Below are 18,127 nucleotides of genomic sequence, written 5' to 3' on the forward strand. Positions count from 1 at the left end.
ATTGACCTGCCCCCGGCGCCCTAATTCTTCAGCGTGCGTAGCGCCGCAGCGCCGCGTCCGCCTCACGCTGGGCCTGGGCCAGCGCTGCGGCGGGCGTCATCTGGCCGGTGAGGGCCGCCTGCACGGCGTTGTCGAGCGCGCGGCGCACCCGGCCACCCTGATAGGTGGCGAGTTCGGCGGTGGCGTGCTCGAGCTGATTGCGAGCCACCGCCGCCGGCGGGAACTCCTTGACATAATCGCTCAGCGCCTCGGTTTCGTAGGCCGTCGGGCTCACGCCCATGTAGCCGGTCTCGATCGACCAGGTGGCGGCGCGTTCCGGTGCCGTCATCCAGCGGATGAAGGTCATGGCGGCACGCTGCTCGTCTTCGCTGGCATCCTTGAAGATATAGAAGTTGCCGCCGCCGGTGGGGCTGCCGCGCTGGGTATTCATGGGCAGCATGGCCACGCCGAAGTCGAAGTCGGCTTCGTTGCGTACCGCGGTGAGATTGCCGGTGCTGTGCCACATCATGGCCGTGGCCTCTTCGATGAAGTTCTGGCGCAGCGTACCCCATTCGATAGTGCCGTCTGGCATCGCCTCATGCTCCTCGGCCAGTGACACCCAGTATTCCAGCGCTTCGATGGCTGCAGGATCATCGAAATAGACCTCGGTACCATCGTCGCTCATCAGCCGGTGGCCATTCTGGAAGGAGAATGCCTGGAACATCCAGTAGGGGTAGCCAGTGGAAGGCACCATTACGCCCCACTGCTCACCGCCACTGGCCTCACGAATGGCGGCGCCCATCTCGGCCATCTCTTCCCAGGTCTCCGGGGGGCGTTCGGGGTCGAGGCCCGCCGCCTCGAAGGCATCCTTGTTCCAGTAGAAGACGATGGTCGAGCGCTGGAAGGGAATGCCGTAGGTCTTACCGTCGAGCCGGCCATTTTCCATCAAGGCCGGATAGAAACTGTCGAGCCATTCACCTTCCTCGCCGTTCTGCACGAGGTCGTCGAAGGGGACGATGACATTCTGTTCGATGAGCTCGTAGAGGTCGATCGAAAACATCACCGAGAGCTGCGGCGCGTCGCCGGCCTCGACCGCCGACATCGCGCGCACCCGCGTGTCGTCGTAGTTGCCGGCGTAGATGGCATCCACCGAGATGTCCGGATGTTCGGCCTCGAAGTCGGCGACCAGGCCATCGATCACTTCGGTCAGGGCGCCACCAACCGCCACTGGGTAATACATGGTCAGTTCGATGGGATCCTGGGCGGATGCCTGGCCGGCCATCAGCAGGCCAGCGGCGGCCAGGCCGCTTAGTGTGCGGGGAAGACGCGAGCTCATGGGTTCACTCCTGGAGGATTGGTCCCGTAATGGGCGGTCGAGGTCCGAGCCTCGTTTTGCTGTAAGTCACGGCCACAGGCGGCCGCGAAATCGTAACCTTGGAGATCGACACGGCGCCCATCCTCGGTGGCGAAGAAATGCGCCGCCGCCGGTATCCATTGCAGGCGACAGGCTGTCTGGCTGCCCAAGGATGTCACCCCGGGGAGGCGGGCGCGCAACTCCTGGGCGCCGACTCGCAGACGCACGATGGTATCGGCACCCAGATACTCCTCATCGAGCACTTCAGCCGGCACACCGGGAGCCGTGGCGGATTGCACGTGGATATCCTCGGGCCGTATGCCCAATTGACAGCCGGCGGCCTCATGGGGGGCAATGGCGCAACGCAGCTCGCCATCGATGATGGCGCCATCGCGACTGTCGACTAGCGGCACCAGATTCATTGCCGGGCTGCCGATGAAGCTTGCCGCGAATGCGGTGGCCGGGCGGTTATAGAGATCGCCGGGCGTGCCATCCTGCACGAGGCGTCCGTCCTGCATCAGGATCACCCGGTCCCCCATGCTCATGGCTTCCACTTGATCATGGGTGACGTAGATCACCGTCATGCCCAAGCGTTTTTGCAACGCCTTGATCTCGCGACGCATCTCGCCGCGTAACCGGGCATCCAGGTTGGAGAGCGGTTCATCCATCAGACAGATAGGATGTTCGGAGATAATCGCTCGGGCCAGGGCCACGCGTTGGCGCTGACCACCGGAAAGCTGCGCCGGTTTGCGATCCAGATAGGTTTCGAGGCCGACCAGCCTTGCCACCTTGTCGAGCCGCTCACGCCGCTCCGGCTTGGGCACCTTGCGGCTGCGTAGACCGAAGACGATGTTGTCGGCAACGCTCAGGTGCGGAAACAGCGCATAGGACTGGAACACCATGCTGATGCCGCGGTCTCCTGGCGGCAGCGTGGTGACATCGCGCTCGCCGATGTGAATACGCCCGCTGGAAACCCGCTCGAGGCCAGCGATCATGCGCAGTGTGGTGGATTTGCCGCAACCGGATGGCCCCAGCAGGATAACGAACTCCCCCCGCATCACCTCGAAGGACGCCTGGTCCACGGCAGGCACGTTTCCCCAAGTCTTGCTGACGCCTTCCAGTCGGATACGCTGGCTGTTGTTATCGATCATGATTTGCCTGGTATCGATTGCAATCGCCGATCACATTGCTTGGATACGGCATATCGGTCATCCCTGCTTTCCTCAAGCGTAGTCACTCAGGTGGCGTTTTCTCGCTTTTATCGTCGTTGCCACCTATTACCGTCGAGTGATGACATGATGACAAGGGGATGACGTCTGCGGGGCCTCCTAGCGCTTTCGGGGCCCATGATAGAATGCGCCATCACTCTCGATCAGGAACACGCTCATGTCCCTCGACGACCTGCACCTCAATCTGCGCAACCTGACGTCGGACGACTACCCACAGCTCAAGACGTTGATGGACCGAGTCTACGACGATATTGGTGGTGCCTGGCCGAAGCTCACCATCGACAAGCTGATCAGCGAGTTTCCCGATGGCCAGATCGTGATCGAGGACGACGAAACCATCGTCGGCGTGGCCCTGACCGCGCTGGTCGACTACGACGAGTTCTCCAACCCGCACAAGTACGACGACCTGATCGGCAAGCGCGAGACCATCCTCAATGACCCGGACGGCGATGCCATGTACGGACTCGACGTGCTGATCGATCCCGCCTACCGCGGTTATCGGCTGGGCCGCCGCCTCTACGAGGCACGCAAGGAACTGTGCCGCTCGATGAACCTGCGCGCGATTCTCGCCGGCGGACGCATCCCCAACTATCACCAGTACGCCGACGAGCTCTCGCCGACCGAGTATATTGACAAGGTGTCACGCAAGGAGATTCACGACCCCATCCTGTCGTTCCAGTTGGCCAACGACTTCCAGGTCAAGCGGCTGCTGCGCAAGTACCTGCCCGAGGACGAAAAGTCCCAGGGCTTCGCCACCCTGTTGGAGTGGAACAACATCCTCTACGAACCCGCCGAGCGGGTGCTGGAGACCCGCCCCACCCAAGTGCGGGTCGGTGCCGTACAGTGGCAGATGCGCGAATTCGCCTCGGTGGAGGCAGTGCTGCAGCAGGTGGAGTATTTCGTCGATGCCCTGTCCGGCTACCAGAGCGACTTCGCGGTCTTCCCGGAATTGTTCAACGCTCCACTGATGGGTCTGCAGGACCGCGCCGCCCAGCAGGACCAACTGGCCGCCATCCGCTACCTGGCCGGCTTCACCGAGCAGTTCAAGACCGAATTGTCACGCATGGCGGTGTCCTACAACATCAACATCGTGGCCGGCTCGATGATCGAGGTCGGTAAGGACGAGCGTCTCTACAACGTTTCCTACCTGTGCCATCGCGACGGCACCCTGGAATCCCAGTCCAAGCTGCATATCACTCCCCAGGAACGCCGCGACTGGGTGATCGAGGGCGGCGACGAGTTGCGTGTGTTCGAAACCGATGCCGGGCGCGTGGGCATCCAGATCTGCTACGACGTGGAGTTTCCCGAACTCTCGCGGCTATTGGCTGACCAAGATATGGACATCCTGTTCGTCCCCTTCTGGACCGATACCAAGAACGGTTACTTGCGAGTACGCCATTGTGCCCAGGCGCGGGCCATCGAGAACGAGTGCTACGTGGTACTGTGCGGCAGCGTTGGCAACGTACCGTCGATCAGGAACCTCGATATCCAGTACGCCCAGTCGTCAGTGTTTTCGCCCTCGGACTTCGCCTTCCCGCATGACGCCGTGCTCTCCGAGACCACCCCCAACACCGAAATGATCATGTTCTCGGATCTCGACCTGACGCGGCTGACCGTAGTGCGCGCCGAAGGCTCGGTGACCAATCTCAAGGACCGCCGCCAGGACCTGTTCGACGTGCGCTGGCGCGACTGGTCATGGAAATCCGGAGGTAGGCAGGAAGACAATTGAGGCTCAACCATGCTCGATAAATGGCGCCGCTGGCGGGCCGAACGCTTCGAGGCCCGCCACCCGTTTCCGAACGCGGCCTGGGCCGAGGCGCGTGACCGCATTCCATTACTCGCTGCGTTGTCAGACGACGAGGCAGCGCGTCTGGGCCGCCGCGCCTGGCACTTTGCCCACTCCAAGCGCCTGACCCTGCACCCCGACCTGGCGGAAACCACCGACTTCGACCTGCCGGCTCGCCTTGCGCTGGCCGCCCAGGCCTGCCTGCTGACACTGAACTGGCGCGATCACGAACACCAGGAGGCCTTCGCCAACGTTCACGAGATCCTGGTGCTACCCGATTCTTTCCAGCGCCAAGTGGAAGAGATGGATGAATTCGGCGTCATGCACGAATACGTCGACGAGCGCGCCGGCGAGACCTCTTACCAGGGGCCGGTGGTGGTCTCCTTCACCGACCTGATGGAAAGCGGCGACTGGACCGGCTTCAACGTGCTGATCCACGAACTGGCCCACAAGCTCGACATGGGCAACGCCAGCGACATCGACGGCTTCCCACCGCTGCCACGCGACATCGACCCACGCGAGTGGCACCGCATCTTCACCGCGTTGTGGGACGACCTACAGGCCCGGCTAGCGCGCGGTGAGGAGACGCCGATCGACGACTACGCCGCCAGTCACCCCGGCGAGTGCTATGCGGTGTGCTGCGAACACTTCTTCAGCGCGCCGGATGTTCTCGCCGAGGCCTACCCCGAGCTCTATGCGCTACTCGCCCGCTATTTCCGCCAGGACCCGCTCGCACGCCTGCAAGCGGCCACGGCGGATCAGCCCGAGTCGCCCTCGAGCCCCTCGACCAGCCATTCCCAGAGCAGCGACGACTCCTCTCGCGACTGACGCCGCCCAGGACGCACCAGCCAGAATCCTTCCTCACTGGGCACCTCCAAGGCAAAGGGTGCCACCAAGTCATCGCAACTCTCGAACAGCCGCCGGTGAGTCAGGGCCACACCTCCTCCATGGCTGGCCAGGGCCAGCGTCATCACCTGGTTGTCGCAAGTCAGTGCCGGACAGTGGTGCTCGAGCCCCGCCACCCCGGCCTGCTCCAACCACGTCGGCCAGCCCACGGCGAAGCCCACCGCGTGCAACAAGGTGTGACCGGCAAGGTCCGCCGGTTCGCGAAGCCCTGCCGCCAGTGTCGGCGCACACACCGGCAACATACTTTCGCCGCCCAGCGACACCGCTTCCACGCCCGACCACTCGCCACGCCCATAGCGAATTTCCAGATCGGCACCCTCTGGCCCGAAGTCATCCGGCCAGATGGCACTGACCAAGCGCACGGCGATACTCGGGTGGGCGCGATGGAAGGCCAGCAGCCGGGGCGCCAGCCAGTTCTGCTGTATCACGGGGGTAGTGCGCAGCGTCACCGGACTCTCCGAAGTACTACCGAATACCTCGCTGGTGCCTTCACTGATCCGCGCAAAGGCATCGTGAATGCTCGGCAGCCAAGCCTGGCCTGCCGGGGTGAGAGATAGACTGCGCGGATGGCGTACGAACAACTTCTGGCCCAGGCGATCCTCGAGCAGACGGATGCGTTGGCTGATCGCCGCCTGGGTCACACCCAGTTCATGACCGGCGGCGGTAAAGCTCAGGGTGCGTGCCGCGGCCTCGAAGGCCTGCAGCCACAGCAAGGGAGGCAAAGCAGTCATGAGAAAGCCTGTCATAAGTTCAGCTTGGGCATAGGGGCCAGATTAATCGTTTGTCAGCCCCGACACCAAACGCCATGCTGTCGGGCACTCGTCATCGCCAACAGGAGAATTGGATGCACGTCGCCGTTTCCGACGCCGCTCACGAACCGCCGCTGGACATGCGCGAACTATCTCCCTATGCCCAAGCTCCCCGACTGCGAGACGTGCTGGCCAGCGGCGCACGCGTGACGCTCACCTGGCGCGATGGCCAGCAGGCCCATTTCCCGCTGTCCTGGCTGCGCGATCACTGCGCCTGTGAGGAATGCCGCCACACCCAGACCCGTGAGCGTTTGTACGTTCCGCTCGCGGAGATCTGCACCGCCCCGGATGCGCGAATCGAGAATGGCCACCTGGCACTGGTGTGGGCCGATGGACACGAGAGCCATTTCGATGGCGGCTGGCTTCATCAACGCCGCCCTGGTGAGCCAAGCCGTGACGTCATTCCGATGCGGCGCCCCTGGCGCGAAAGCTTCCACCCCGAGCGCATCACGCATGCCGAATTCATCACCGGTGCCACTGGGGAGCGGGCCTGGCTCGAGGCGCTGCTGCGCGACGGGCTGGTGCTGCTCGAAGACGGCCCCTTGGCCGACGAGGAGGTCAGCCGTCTTGCCACGCGCATCGGGCCGCTGCGCTCGACCAATTTCGGTGCGCGCTTCGATGTGCGCTCCAAGCCCAATCCCAACAACGCCGCCTATACCGCTATCGGCCTGACTTTGCACACCGACCTGCCCAACTGGCGCCAGCCGCCCGACATCCAGTTGCTCTACTGTCTGGAAAACGGTGCCCAAGGTGGCGAGTCGCTGTTCGCCGATGGCTTCCAGGTCGCCGAGGTGCTGCGTCGCGACGCTCCGGAGGCCTTTCGCATTCTCAGCGAGACCCCGGTCGACTTCCGCTTTCAGGACGAATGCCAGGATATCGGCGTGTGCGCGCCCATCCTCGAGTGCGATGCCGATGGCAAGGTGGTGGAAGTGCGCTTCAACAACTGGATCCGCGACACGTTGCGCCTACCGGCCCATGAAGTCGATGCCTGGTACGAAGCCTACCGCCACTTCTGGCACTTGCTGCACGACCCGCGCCATCAGCTCGAGTTCGCCTTGGCACCGGGGCAGATGATCGCTTTCGACAACCGTCGCGTGCTGCACGGCCGGCGTGCCTTCGACCCCAATACCGGGCGTCGCCACCTGCAAGGCACCTATCTCGACCGCGACATGCTCGAATCGCGGCTGCGGGTGCTCTCCCGCCACTCATGAACCGCATCGCGCCGCTCACTGCCTCACGCGCCGGCCGCCAATTCGCGACTCACGACAACATCCGAGCCGGCGTACCGCTTCCATGACAAGAGGAGAACCCCATGACATTCCCCCTGACCAAGGCTTCCGTGATCCTGCCGCTGGCCTTCGGCCTCGCCGCCTCGGCCCATGCCGACGATGCCACCCTGGACTTCGGTGTCCCCGCCTGGCCGGGCATCACCGTCAAGACCCGGATCGCCGAACAACTGCTCGCTCCCCTGGGCTATGACACTCGCTCCCACGAACTAGGCCTGCAGGTGATCTACCAAGGGATGGACAGTGGCGACATCGACGTCTTCCTCGGCGGCTGGATGCCGGCACAACGCGACATGTTCGCCCCACACCAAGAGAGCGGTGCCATCGTCAGCCTGGCCAACAATGTCGACGGCGCCCAGATGACCCTTACCGTGCCCGACTACACCTATGAAGCGGGCATCCAGAGCTTCGCCGACCTCGACGAAAACCGCGATATGTTCAACGGCCAGATCTACGGCTTCGGTGCCGGCTCAGCCGCCAGCGAGATCCTCAACAAGGCCATTGACGACGACACTTGGGGGCTCGGCGACTGGCGCCTGGTGGATACCAGCACCGTGGGCATGCTCAGCGCCGCCCGCGATGCCATCTCTCGCCAGGAACCCATCGTCTGGGTCGGCTGGACGCCGCACTGGATGAACCTGGAGTTGCCGATGCGCTATCTCGACGACTCCCAGGACCTGTTTGGCGAGAACAATGGCGAAAGCGACGTACTGACACTGGTGCGCGGCGACTACGCCGAAGCCAACCCCAACCTGGTAGCCTTCTTCGAGCGGTTCACCTTCAGCGCCGAGGAACAGAGCTGGATGATCCGCGAGTTCGGCCACGAGGAACGCGACGCCGACGAGGTGGCCGGCGAGTGGATACGCGACAATGCCGAACGCGTCGAAGCGATGCTCGCCGATGTCACCACCACCGATGGCGATCCCGCCTGGCCGGTCGTCGAGGCCAGCCTCCAGGAATAAGCCGAGGGTCACCGCATCCCGTCATGTACGCTCCCCGGCCATTGGCCGGGGAGCGCGTTGTTCGTATGCTATAGCCACATGACATTGCACAGGACCCCTTCACCCATGTCCCGACCTCTCGCCATCGTCCTCGGGGCGCTTGCCGTACTAGCTGCCCTGGGCATCTTGTGGCAATGGCTGGCAATGGAAAATCTGCTCGATGTACAGGTTCTTCAGACCCTGCTGGAGGGTTCGCTAGCCTGGCGGGATAGCTCTTGGGCGGTCCTTATCGTCATGGCCGCCTATACGGGAGCCTCGCTAGTGATGTTCCCGCTGAGCCTGCTGGTGGTGCTGACGGGCTTGATGTTCGGGCCACTGTGGGGGTTCGGTTATTCCCTGGCCGGCACGCTCGCCGCGTCGGTGTTCACCTATTGGGTGGGGCGGCGCCTGGGACGCGAGGCCTTGCTGCGTCACGGCGGCAAGCGCCTCGTCGGTCTGTCGCGCTATCTCGCTGGCCGGGGCATACGCACCATGACCGTGATCAGTCTGCTGCCCCTGGCGCCGTTCACCCTGACCAACATGCTGGCCGGCGCCTTCCACCTGCGCTTTCGCGATTACCTGCTGGGATCGTTGATCGGCATCGTCCCGGGGCTTGCCGGCATCATCCTGTTGAGCAGCCAACTCGGCTCGCTGGTCACCGCCGACGACCGACAGGATCTCATGTGGGCGGCGGGCGGCATCCTGTTGGGCGTTGCGCTGCTATATGGGCTGAAGCGTTACGCCGATTGGCGCCAGCGCAAGCGTAAGCATCGCGGCGAATCGCCATGATCTATTTGGGCACGTTCGATTCTTCGTCATCCTCGCGCAAGCGTCGCGTCTCTTCACGCGTTTCCTGCAGCAACGAGCGCAGCACGCGACCGCGGTGACGCAGCAGGTGCCACTCGGCGCCAAGGCGGCTGCGCACCCGCTCCCAGGTACTGTCATCGGCATGGCTGAACGCGCCCCCCATGGCGATGGCGCGACGATAGACTTCCAGGCAACGCGCCGCGCAGCGGCTCTCGTCGAATGCGGCGGCCATCTCATGAGCCGCCAAACGCATGGAGCGGCGACGATCGGGATCAGCCAGTTCCTCCAGCGCCATGGCCATGGCCACGCTGTCGTCATGTATCAGCAAGCGGCCGTTTCCCCCATCTTGCAGCACCTCGCGCACCCCCGACGCCGTCACTGCCACCACCGGCAGGCCGGCCGCCATGGCCTCGACGAGCACCATGCCCTGGGTTTCGCTATGCGATGCAAAGGCAAAGACATCCATGGCATGGTAGGCATCGATCAAGGCTTGCCCCTGCAATCGGCCGGTAAAATGGAAACGTGACTCCACGCCATACCGCTCCGCTTCACGCTGCATGCACTCACGGGCATCGCCGTCCCCGACCACCAGGAAATGCGCATCGCGGCGCCGCGCCAGCAGTTGTGCCACGGCGTCGGCGAGGAAGGGGAGATTCTTCTCCTTGGCCAGCCGACCGACATGACCGATCACATAGGCATCTTGCGGAATGCCTTCCTGATGACGTGGCAAGGTACCGTCACCCCGGGCGAAACGCCGCGTGTCGACCCCACTGGGGACCACCGTGACATTCACGTTGGCCCCACGTCTCAGCAGCAGGTCGCGAATGCTCTCGCTAGGAGCGATCACCGCCTCGCACAGTCGAGTGTATTCGGTGGAGAGGGCCACGGCGAATCGCTGCATGCGCGGCGAATCGCCAGGCACGTAATGCGTGTAATGCTCATAGAGCGTGTGGTGGGTGAAGACCAGCGGCAAACCGTAGGTTTCCGAGGCACGCGCCGCCGTATCGCCGAGCAGGAAGGGGTGATGGGAATGAATGATATCGGGATCGAACGCCTCGATCGCCTCGAAAAGCTGGCCGGGGATCGGTACCGGTAGCGAGAAGTCACTGCCATTGAAATGCTGGACAGCCGCCACCCGAACGACATCGTCTTCCCGTCGTGGCTGGCCACTCATCTTGGGCGCCACCACCAACACGCGATGGCCTTCGGCCTGCAAACGAGTCTTGAGCCGCTGGACGGACTCGCTGACACCACCGACGATGGGGGAATAGGTGTTGGTGAACATCAAGATATTCACACCAGGGACTCCCTTAGCTGCGGGACGAGCGGCAGTGGCGGAACTCGGCCGGCCATCGCTTCCTCAAGATAGGCGATGAAAGCCCGAACGCGTACCGGCACATGGCGGCGCTGATCGTAGACGGCAAAGAAATCGGCCCTCACCCCCTGCCACTCGGGTAACAGCTCGACCAGCCGTCCGCTGGCGAGATATTCATGCACGTCCCACCAGGAACGCAACATGATACCGTGACCATCCAAGGCCAAGCGGGTAATCACCTCGCCATCGTTGCTGGCCAGGCGCCCGCCGACCTTGATCGCCCGCTCATCCCCGCCGCCGTCGCGGCGCACGAAACGCCACAACGCATAGTCGCTGTCGTTCTCGCGCAGCACCAGGCACTGGTGGCCGGCCAGCTCGCCAGGATGCCGTGGCATGGTCCTTCCGGCGAGATAGGCGGGAGCGGCGCACAAGATCCGGCGGTTCGTCAGAATACGCCGCGCTACCAACCGTGAATCGGGAGGCTCGCCCACCCGAACGCCGATATCGAACCCATGATCACTGAGATTTAGCGGGAAGTTGGTCAGTTCCAGCCAGGCATCCAGATGCGGGTGTCGAGCACAGAAGGACGACAGCAGTGGTGCAACATGGCGACGACCGAAACCGAAGGTGGCATTGACTCGAAGCCGGCCGGTCAACTCGGCCTGGTGATCGCCCAGTGTCTCTTCCAACTCGCCGAGCTCATCGAGGATCATGGCACCACGGGCTAGGTACAGCTCACCTTCGGCGGTCAGTGTCAGCCGGCGCGTGGTGCGACTGGCCAGTTCGACGCCCAATCGCGCCTCAAGATGCTTCAGACGTTTGCTGACCGCCGATAGCGACAGCCCCAGCTCGCGGGCCGTGGCCGTGAGGCTACCGCACTGGGCCAAGCGTTGGAAGAAAGCCAGATCGTCGAATTGGGTCATGGCCACCTATTATCCACTTGAAAGCAAGAATAGCTTTCACTTTAGCCCGATTATCGAATCGAGAACAGAGGCTAGACTGGTGTCGATCATAACCGCCAAGGAGACACGACCATGACACACCGCATCGCCATCATCGCCGGCGACGGCATCGGCACCGAAGTGATGCCCGAGGGACTGCGTGCCCTGGATGCCGCCGCCAAGCGTTTCGATATCGACCTGGAATACCGCCACTTCGACTTCGGCAACTGCGACTACTACCTTGAGCACGGCCAGATGCTGCCGGATGACTGGTTCGACCAGCTCAAGGACTTCGATGCCATCTTCTATGGTGCAGTGGGTTGGCCGGAGAAGGTACCGGATCACATTTCCCTGTGGGGTTCGCTGCTGCAATTCCGCCGCCAGTTCGATCAGTACATCAACCTGCGCCCCTGCAAGCTGCTGCCGGGCATCAAGAGCCCGCTGGCCGACCGTCAGCCCGGCGACATCGACTTCTACGTGGTACGCGAGAACACCGAGGGTGAATACTCGAGCATCGGCGGCAGGATGTTCGAGGGTTCCGAGCGCGAGGTAGTGATCCAGGAAACCGTGATGACACGCACCGGCATCGACCGCGTGCTGAAATACGCCTTTGACCTGGCCCAGAGCCGCCCGCGCAAGAAGCTGACCTCGGCCACCAAGTCCAACGGCATCTCCATCACCATGCCGTATTGGGACGAACGGGTGAAGGAGATGGCCAAGCGCTACCCGGAGATCGACGTCGACCAGTTCCACATCGACATCCTCACCGCCAACTTCGTGATGCATCCAGACTGGTTCGACGTAGTGGTGGCCAGCAACCTGTTCGGCGACATCCTCTCCGACCTGGGTCCAGCCTGTACCGGCACCATCGGTGTGGCACCGTCCGCCAATATCAATCCGGACGGCACCTTCCCCAGCCTGTTCGAACCGGTCCATGGCAGCGCCCCGGACATTGCCGGCAAAGGGATCGCCAACCCCATCGGCCAGATCTGGTCGGGCGCGATGATGCTCGAGCACCTGGGCTACCAGGAAGCCGGCAAGGCCATCGTCGACGCTTTCGAAGCCGTACTGGCGGAGGGCGACGCCAAGATCTTGACCCCGGACATCCGTGGCCAGGGCACCACCGAAAGCCTGGGCAAAGCGATCGCCGAGCGGGTTGCCGGCTGATCATTCACACCTTCGGGATACGACAACGCCCTGCCTGCTAACCAGGCGGGGCGTTGTCATTGTCTCAAGGCGAAGCGTTCAGTCCTTGAGGCGGGCAGCGATAGCCGCCACGTGCTCGCCCTGGAACCGCGCCAGGGCAAGCTCGGTCTCGCTGGGCTGGCGCGAGCCGTCGCCACCGGCTACCGGTACGGGATCAAGATAGCCGGGGCTCGCAACGGGAACACCATCGGCAATGGATTCTCGCTTCGGTTTTCATCATCGCACCCTGCATTTTCATCAGCTCGACGTGCTCACTTGTGGTCGAGGAACGTGACCGTGGAAGGTAAGGGTCACGTAACAACAACCCAGCAGGCAGGCACAGGCTCTAAAGCATGGATATCAATACCTTCTTCTCGCGGCTGTGGGACGATTACACCGTCATGACGCCTCAGGCGAGCCGCATTCACGACGCTTTCGTCGACGAGGGCGAAACCATCGTCAACGACCACGTTGCCTTTCGCACCTTCGACCGCGGCCCCATTACCCTGGCCGCACTGGAACCCCACCTGTTGGCCTTGGGTTATACTCGTTTCGAACCCTATGAGTTCAAGGCCAAGAAGCTGCGCGCCTATGGCTACCTGCCACCCTCCGATGACCTACCGCGAGTGTTCCTCTCCGAACTCAAGTGCGACGAACTCTCGCCAGAAGCACAAGCCATCGTCGACGGCCTGATCGCCCAAATCGAGCCCGCGCGAGTGGCAAGCCCTGAAGTCATGTGGGCTGGCCGGCTGTGGCAGGCGCCGAGCTTCGAGGACTACCAGACCTTGATGGCCGAGAGCGAGTACGCCGCCTGGCTGGCGATCATCGGCTTACGTGCCAACCATTTCACCATCAGCGTCAACCACTTCCAGCGCTACGACAGCGTGGAGAAGGTGCTGGCCAAGGTCGAATCCCTGGGTCTCGGCATCAGCGACTCCGGTGGCCGTATCAAGGGCTCGCCCGAGGTCTTGCTGGAGCAAGGCTCGACCCTGGCCGACCGCCAGGCCTTCACCTTCGCGGGTGGCCAGGTCGAGGAGATCCCGACTTGTTATTACGAATTCGCCAAGCGTTACCCCGACGCCGAAGGCAAGCTCTATCAGGGCTTCGTCGCCGCCAGCGCCGACAAGATCTTCGAGTCGACCGATATCAAGCGGTATGGAACCTGACATGCTGGGTAAGTGGCTCGATCTAACCCTTGAGGAAGTGCCACCGAGGCCACTGTCCCACTCCCGGGAAGGACGCCTGCCTTTCGGACGCTACACACTCCATGGGCCTGGGCTTCTCGAGCTAACGCCGGCCATTGCACGGCCCGAGGCCCGAGCTTGCGTGCTTTCGGCCGGCATACACGGCAACGAGACAGCTCCCATCGAGCTATTGGGCGAACTACTCTCACGCCTGGAAGCCGGCCTGATTCGCTTGGGCGCCCCGGTATTGTTCGTGCTTGGCAACATCCCCGCGATCCGCTCGGGGCAACGTTTCATCACCACCAACCTCAACCGGCTGTTCGATCGCCAGCAGAACGAGCGTGGCGACGAGCCGCAACGCGCCCGGGAACTGATGGCCGCGGTGGACGCCTTCTATGCCCGACACGCCGAGCGGGCAGCGCTGCACTATGACTTGCATACGGCGATTCGCGACAGCCGCTACCCGCGCTTCGCCGTCGAGCCCTTCGCCGCCACCCCCATCGATGCCGAGCAGTGGCGCTGGCTGGCAGCGGCGGATATCCAGGCGGTGCTCCATCAGCACCGACATAGCTGGACCTTCTCGCATTACTCCAAGCACTATCACGTAGCCCAGGCCTTCACCCTGGAGCTGGGCAAGGTGGCAGCGTTCGGCGAGAATGACTTGGGGGCACTGCGCCCCATGCGCGCCTTGCTCGAGGCCTTGCTCGAAGGACGTGAGCCAAGCGGCACCGAACCCGAGCGCATGAGGTTCTTCCGTGTCGAACATGAGTTGATGCGTGAAGCAGAGGACTTCACCTTGTGCTTCGCCGACGATACTCCGAACTTCACGGAATTCGCCCCCGGTACGCGCCTGGCAAGCGATGCCGTGGCGGGAAACTTCGTGGTCGGTGATCGGCCATTGGCGGTAGTCTTTCCCAATGCCCAGGTGGAGTTGGGTGCGCGCGCCGCGCTGCTGGTTGCCCCGTCACCGCCCCCGACATGACACCCTACAGCCCTTTTCGCTGCCGAATCCCTTTAACGAAGTCTATTCATCTAGCATAACACAAGTTGCAGGTATTCCCCATGATTCAACCTCACTGCAAATCAGACAAAAGTCGTAATAACATATCGACATCGGGCTCTGCCCAGAGGCGTCTGGCCTGCTAGAATCGCCCCCTTTTCGCGCCAGCCACGATCCTACATACCGCACGCCGCGACGCTGGCGGTGAACCAAGCTCTGGAGTCCGATATGGCCGCTACTCCCATCCCACTGGAAGTGCGCAACATCAAGAAGCGCTTCGGCAATACCGAGGTCCTCAAGGGCCTTTCCCTACAGGCCCACAAGGGCGACGTGATCACTCTGATCGGCGCCTCCGGGTCCGGCAAGAGTACGTTCCTGCGCTGCATGAATCTGCTCGAACAGCCCAATGAAGGCGACCTGATCGTTCATGGCGAGGAAATTCGTTTCAAGGAGACGCGGCACGGCCGCGAGCCCGCCGACTGGAAGCAGGTGGTACGCATGCGTGCCAAACTGTCGATGGTGTTCCAGAGCTTTAACCTGTGGTCCCACATGACCCTGCTCGAGAACGTGATCGAGGCTCCGGTCCATGTGCTGGGCAAGCCAAAGAAGGAAGCTGTCGAACAGGCACACGCCCTGCTCGAACGGGTCGGCCTGTCCGAGCGTGCGGACTACTATCCGGCGCAGATGTCCGGCGGTCAGCAACAGCGCGGTGCCATCGCCCGCGCGCTGGCCATGGATCCCGAAGTGATGTTGTTCGACGAGCCCACCTCGGCGCTCGACCCGGAACTGGTCGGTGACGTCCTCAAGGTCATGCGCGACCTGGCCGACGAAGGACGCACCATGATCGTGGTAACCCACGAAATGTCTTTCGCACGGGACGTGTCCACCCAGGTCATCTACCTGCATCAGGGCCTGGTGGAAGAAGCTGGACCGCCTGCCGAAGTCCTCGGCAACCCGAAGTCGGAGCGCCTCAAGCAGTTCCTGGCGCCTAAGCACTGACGGGCCCCGGAAGGAGAGAAACATGATCGATCTGCATGGTTACGGCCCACGACTGTTCGAAGGTGCCCTCGTCACCATCGAGTTGGCGATCCTGTCGCTGATCCTGGCCGTTGTGCTCGGCCTACTCACCGCCAGTGCCAAGATGTCGCGTAGCTGGCCGTTACATCGCCTGGGCACGCTCTATACCACCATCATCCGCGGTGTGCCGGACCTGGTTCTGATGATGCTGCTGTTCTTCGGTGGCCAGATCGGCATCAACATGTTCACCGACATGCTCTACGACCGCTACGACATCGACATCTTCATCAATGTCAACGAGTTCGTCGCTGGCGTCATCACCATCGGCCTGATCTTCGGTGCCTACATGGGCGAAACCTTCCGCGGCGCCTTCCTGGCGGTCGACAGTGGCCAGATCGAGGCCGGCCGCGCCTATGGCATGAGCCAATGGCTGGTGTTTCGGCGTATCCGCTTCCCGCTAATGATGCGGCATGCCCTGCCGGGGTTGTCCAACAACTGGATGGTGCTGCTCAAGACCACCGCCCTGGTCTCGGTGATCGGGCTGTCGGACATGGTGCGTGTCGCCTCCGAAGCCTCCAAGGCCACCCGTGAGCCATTCACCTTCATGATCATCGTAGCGGCGATCTACCTGCTGATCGCTACCTTCTCCGAGTGGGGTTTCGCCCACTTGCAGAAACGCTATAACGTCGGTTTCGGGGAGTCGCACTGATGGAAGCACTCATCGCAAACATCACCGAGCTACTGGCCGAGAACACCATCTTCAACGCTCAGACGCTCGGCTATTACGGCGAGGGGCTGGTCACCACCGTGCAGTTGGTGTTCCTGTCGCTGATCATCGGCCTGGTATTGGCGATCCCCTTGGCGATCGGCCGCGGGTCGAAGCGTAAGTGGATCAAGATGCCGATTTTCTTCTACACCTACGTGTTCCGCGGCACCCCACTGCTGGTCCAGCTCTACTTGATCTACTATGGCGTGGTGTTCGTCGAGGGCATTCAGGACACCTGGTTGTGGCTGATCCTCGAACGGCCCTTCTACCCGGCGTTGATCGCCTTCACCCTGAATACCGCAGCGTATACCACCGAGATCTTCCACGGTGCGATCAAGGCCACCTCGCGCGGAGAGATCGAAGCGGCCAGGGCCTATGGCATGTCGTACTCGCTGATGATGCGGCGGATCATCCTGCCCAGCGCCTTCCGCCGGGCGCTGCCAGCCTACGGCAACGAGGTGATCTTCATGCTACATGCCAGCGCCATCGCCAGTGTGGTGACCATCATGGATCTGACAGGGGCAGCTCGCTTCGTCTATGCACGCTTCTATGCGCCGTTCGAGGCATTCCTGTTCGTTGCCGCGATCTATCTGTGCCTGACGTTCGCCATCCTGTACTTGTTCCGCTATCTGGAGAAACGAATGCTGGCCCATCTCAAGCCGGCAAGCCAATGACGGCAAGCGTCAAACGAGCGTTGGAAAGGGCTCATTGCAGGTGCGATAATGTGTCGCTGAACCCTTTACCGGCGCATTCTTACAACAAATAGGAGCAGGACCATGAAAAGACTTCTCGGCGTGACCCTACTCGGTGCCATCCTCGTGGCTGGCGCCGCCGAGGCACGTGAATACGACAAGGTACGCTTTGGTGTCGACGTTCCCTACGAACCGATGGAGTACCGCACCCCGGATGGCGAGCTGACCGGTTTCGACATCGAGCTCGGAAACGCATTGTGCGCAGAGATGGAAATCGAGTGTGAATGGATCGTGCAGGGCTGGGACGGCATCATTCCCGGCCTGCTGTCGCGCAAGTACGACGCGATCATGTCGTCGATGACCATCAACGACGAGCGTCGCGAACAGGTACTGTTCTCGGATCCGTACATCACGCCGCCGTCCGCCTGGTTCGCACCGGCCGACAGCAATATCGAAACGCCCAATGCAGAAGCCCTGGAAGGCAAGACCATCGGCGTGCAGCGTGGCACCCTGCAGGACAACTATGTCACCGATAACTTCGGCGACGTGGCCCGCGTGAGTCGCTATGCCACTGCCGACGACATGGTGCTGGACATGGATGCCGGGCGCCTGGACATCGTGTTCCTCGATTTCCCGATCGGCAAGGCCACCCTCCTCGACAGCGAAGCGGGTAACTACCAGGTGGTCGGCGAGATGATCACCGAGCCCAAGAAGTACTTCGGCGACGGCTTCGGCATCGCCTTCCGCCAGCGTGACGAGGAACTGGCCGCCAAGTTCAACGAGGCACTGGCCACCCTCAAGGAAAATGGCACCTACAACGAGATCTACAACCGCTACTTCGGCAACAATAACCAGTAATCGTCTCCGCTCCCCCGGCATTGCCGGGGGAGC

General features: G+C 62.5%; 17 protein-coding genes and 1 pseudogene. 12 read left to right on the forward strand and 6 right to left on the reverse strand.

Translation table 11 applies throughout. The annotated features are described in order from the left end of the window. Positions 1-28 precede the first annotated feature (28 nt). Both IE093_RS07265 and IE093_RS07270 read right to left on the reverse strand, forming a co-directional pair. Positions 29-1,315, reverse strand: a complete 1,287-nt coding sequence (locus IE093_RS07265) for an ABC transporter substrate-binding protein (RefSeq protein WP_189467661.1) — start codon at positions 1,313-1,315, stop codon at positions 29-31. Then, complete coding sequence (locus IE093_RS07270; protein WP_189467663.1) at positions 1,312-2,484, reverse strand: ABC transporter ATP-binding protein; 1,173 nt, start codon at positions 2,482-2,484, stop codon at positions 1,312-1,314. The genes IE093_RS07265 and IE093_RS07270 overlap by 4 nt, the downstream gene beginning before the upstream one ends. 235 nt (positions 2,485-2,719) lie before the next feature. On the opposite strand from IE093_RS07270, the gene IE093_RS07275 reads away from it, so the two are divergent. Continuing rightward, positions 2,720-4,291, forward strand: coding sequence for a bifunctional GNAT family N-acetyltransferase/carbon-nitrogen hydrolase family protein (locus IE093_RS07275; protein ID WP_189467665.1), 1,572 nt, complete (start codon positions 2,720-2,722; stop codon positions 4,289-4,291). A 9-nt stretch (positions 4,292-4,300) separates the two neighbouring features. Further along, entirely contained in the window at positions 4,301-5,176 is an 876-nt protein-coding gene (locus IE093_RS07280) for a M90 family metallopeptidase (RefSeq protein ID WP_189467667.1), read from the forward strand. Here the strand turns inward: IE093_RS07280 and IE093_RS07285 are convergent. Continuing rightward, positions 5,107-5,985, reverse strand: coding sequence for a LysR substrate-binding domain-containing protein (locus tag IE093_RS07285; RefSeq protein ID WP_189467669.1), 879 nt, complete (start codon positions 5,983-5,985; stop codon positions 5,107-5,109). The two genes, IE093_RS07280 and IE093_RS07285, sit on opposite strands and share 70 nt — an antisense overlap. A gap of 113 nt (positions 5,986-6,098) precedes the next feature. Here IE093_RS07285 and IE093_RS07290 point away from each other — a divergent pair, with 113 nt between their 5' ends. The 3 genes from IE093_RS07290 to IE093_RS07300 all read left to right on the forward strand — a co-directional run bounded on the left by IE093_RS07290 (position 6,099) and on the right by IE093_RS07300 (position 9,118). Continuing rightward, the gene (locus IE093_RS07290) at positions 6,099-7,274 is read left to right on the forward strand and encodes a TauD/TfdA family dioxygenase (protein WP_189467671.1); all 1,176 of its coding nucleotides are present in this window, start codon (positions 6,099-6,101) and stop codon (positions 7,272-7,274) included. Positions 7,275-7,375: 101 nt separating this feature from the next. Further along, entirely contained in the window at positions 7,376-8,311 is a 936-nt protein-coding gene (locus IE093_RS07295; RefSeq protein WP_189467673.1) for an ABC transporter substrate-binding protein, read from the forward strand. Between the two features lie 105 nt (positions 8,312-8,416). Continuing rightward, complete coding sequence (locus tag IE093_RS07300; protein WP_189467675.1) at positions 8,417-9,118, forward strand: TVP38/TMEM64 family protein; 702 nt, start codon at positions 8,417-8,419, stop codon at positions 9,116-9,118. Between the two features lies 1 nt (position 9,119). Here IE093_RS07300 and IE093_RS07305 read toward each other — a convergent pair whose 3' ends face one another. Continuing rightward, the gene (locus IE093_RS07305) at positions 9,120-10,433 is read right to left on the reverse strand and encodes a glycosyltransferase (protein WP_229803350.1); all 1,314 of its coding nucleotides are present in this window, start codon (positions 10,431-10,433) and stop codon (positions 9,120-9,122) included. Next, positions 10,430-11,374, reverse strand: coding sequence for a LysR family transcriptional regulator (locus tag IE093_RS07310; protein ID WP_189467677.1), 945 nt, complete (start codon positions 11,372-11,374; stop codon positions 10,430-10,432). The genes IE093_RS07305 and IE093_RS07310 overlap by 4 nt, the downstream gene beginning before the upstream one ends. A 111-nt stretch (positions 11,375-11,485) precedes the next feature. Between IE093_RS07310 and IE093_RS07315 the strand changes: the two genes are divergently transcribed. Next, positions 11,486-12,559, forward strand: a complete 1,074-nt coding sequence (locus IE093_RS07315) for a tartrate dehydrogenase (protein WP_189467679.1) — start codon at positions 11,486-11,488, stop codon at positions 12,557-12,559. A gap of 78 nt (positions 12,560-12,637) precedes the next feature. On the opposite strand, the pseudogene IE093_RS07320 reads toward IE093_RS07315, so the two are convergent. Continuing rightward, a pseudogene (locus IE093_RS07320) lies at positions 12,638-12,742 on the reverse strand (NAD(P)H:quinone oxidoreductase); the annotation flags it as partial. Positions 12,743-12,930: 188 nt separating this feature from the next. Here IE093_RS07320 and IE093_RS07325 point away from each other — a divergent pair. From IE093_RS07325 to IE093_RS07350, 6 genes are all read left to right on the forward strand, one after another. Then, positions 12,931-13,743, forward strand: a complete 813-nt coding sequence (locus IE093_RS07325) for a DUF1338 domain-containing protein (protein ID WP_189467681.1) — start codon at positions 12,931-12,933, stop codon at positions 13,741-13,743. A gap of 1 nt (position 13,744) precedes the next feature. After that, positions 13,745-14,743 carry a succinylglutamate desuccinylase gene (locus tag IE093_RS07330; protein ID WP_189467683.1) on the forward strand — a complete coding sequence of 333 codons (999 nt, stop codon included), beginning with the start codon at positions 13,745-13,747 and terminating at the stop codon, positions 14,741-14,743. A 246-nt stretch (positions 14,744-14,989) separates the two neighbouring features. After that, the gene (locus IE093_RS07335; RefSeq protein WP_189467685.1) at positions 14,990-15,760 is read left to right on the forward strand and encodes an ABC transporter ATP-binding protein; all 771 of its coding nucleotides are present in this window, start codon (positions 14,990-14,992) and stop codon (positions 15,758-15,760) included. Between the two features lie 22 nt (positions 15,761-15,782). Further along, a complete protein-coding gene (locus IE093_RS07340) occupies positions 15,783-16,487 on the forward strand; it encodes an ABC transporter permease (RefSeq protein ID WP_189467687.1) in 705 nt (234 codons plus the stop codon). Beyond that, positions 16,487-17,218 (forward strand): ABC transporter permease, encoded by a 732-nt coding sequence (locus tag IE093_RS07345; RefSeq protein WP_189467689.1) that lies wholly within the window; start codon positions 16,487-16,489, stop codon positions 17,216-17,218. The genes IE093_RS07340 and IE093_RS07345 overlap by 1 nt, the downstream gene beginning before the upstream one ends. Before the next feature lie 102 nt (positions 17,219-17,320). Continuing rightward, complete coding sequence (locus tag IE093_RS07350) at positions 17,321-18,094, forward strand: ABC transporter substrate-binding protein (RefSeq protein ID WP_189467691.1); 774 nt, start codon at positions 17,321-17,323, stop codon at positions 18,092-18,094. The last annotated feature ends 33 nt before the right edge of the window (positions 18,095-18,127 follow it).

Origin of the sequence: Litchfieldella qijiaojingensis, from assembly GCF_014651875.1 — a bacterium.
GTDB lineage: Bacteria > Pseudomonadota > Gammaproteobacteria > Pseudomonadales > Halomonadaceae > Litchfieldella > Litchfieldella qijiaojingensis.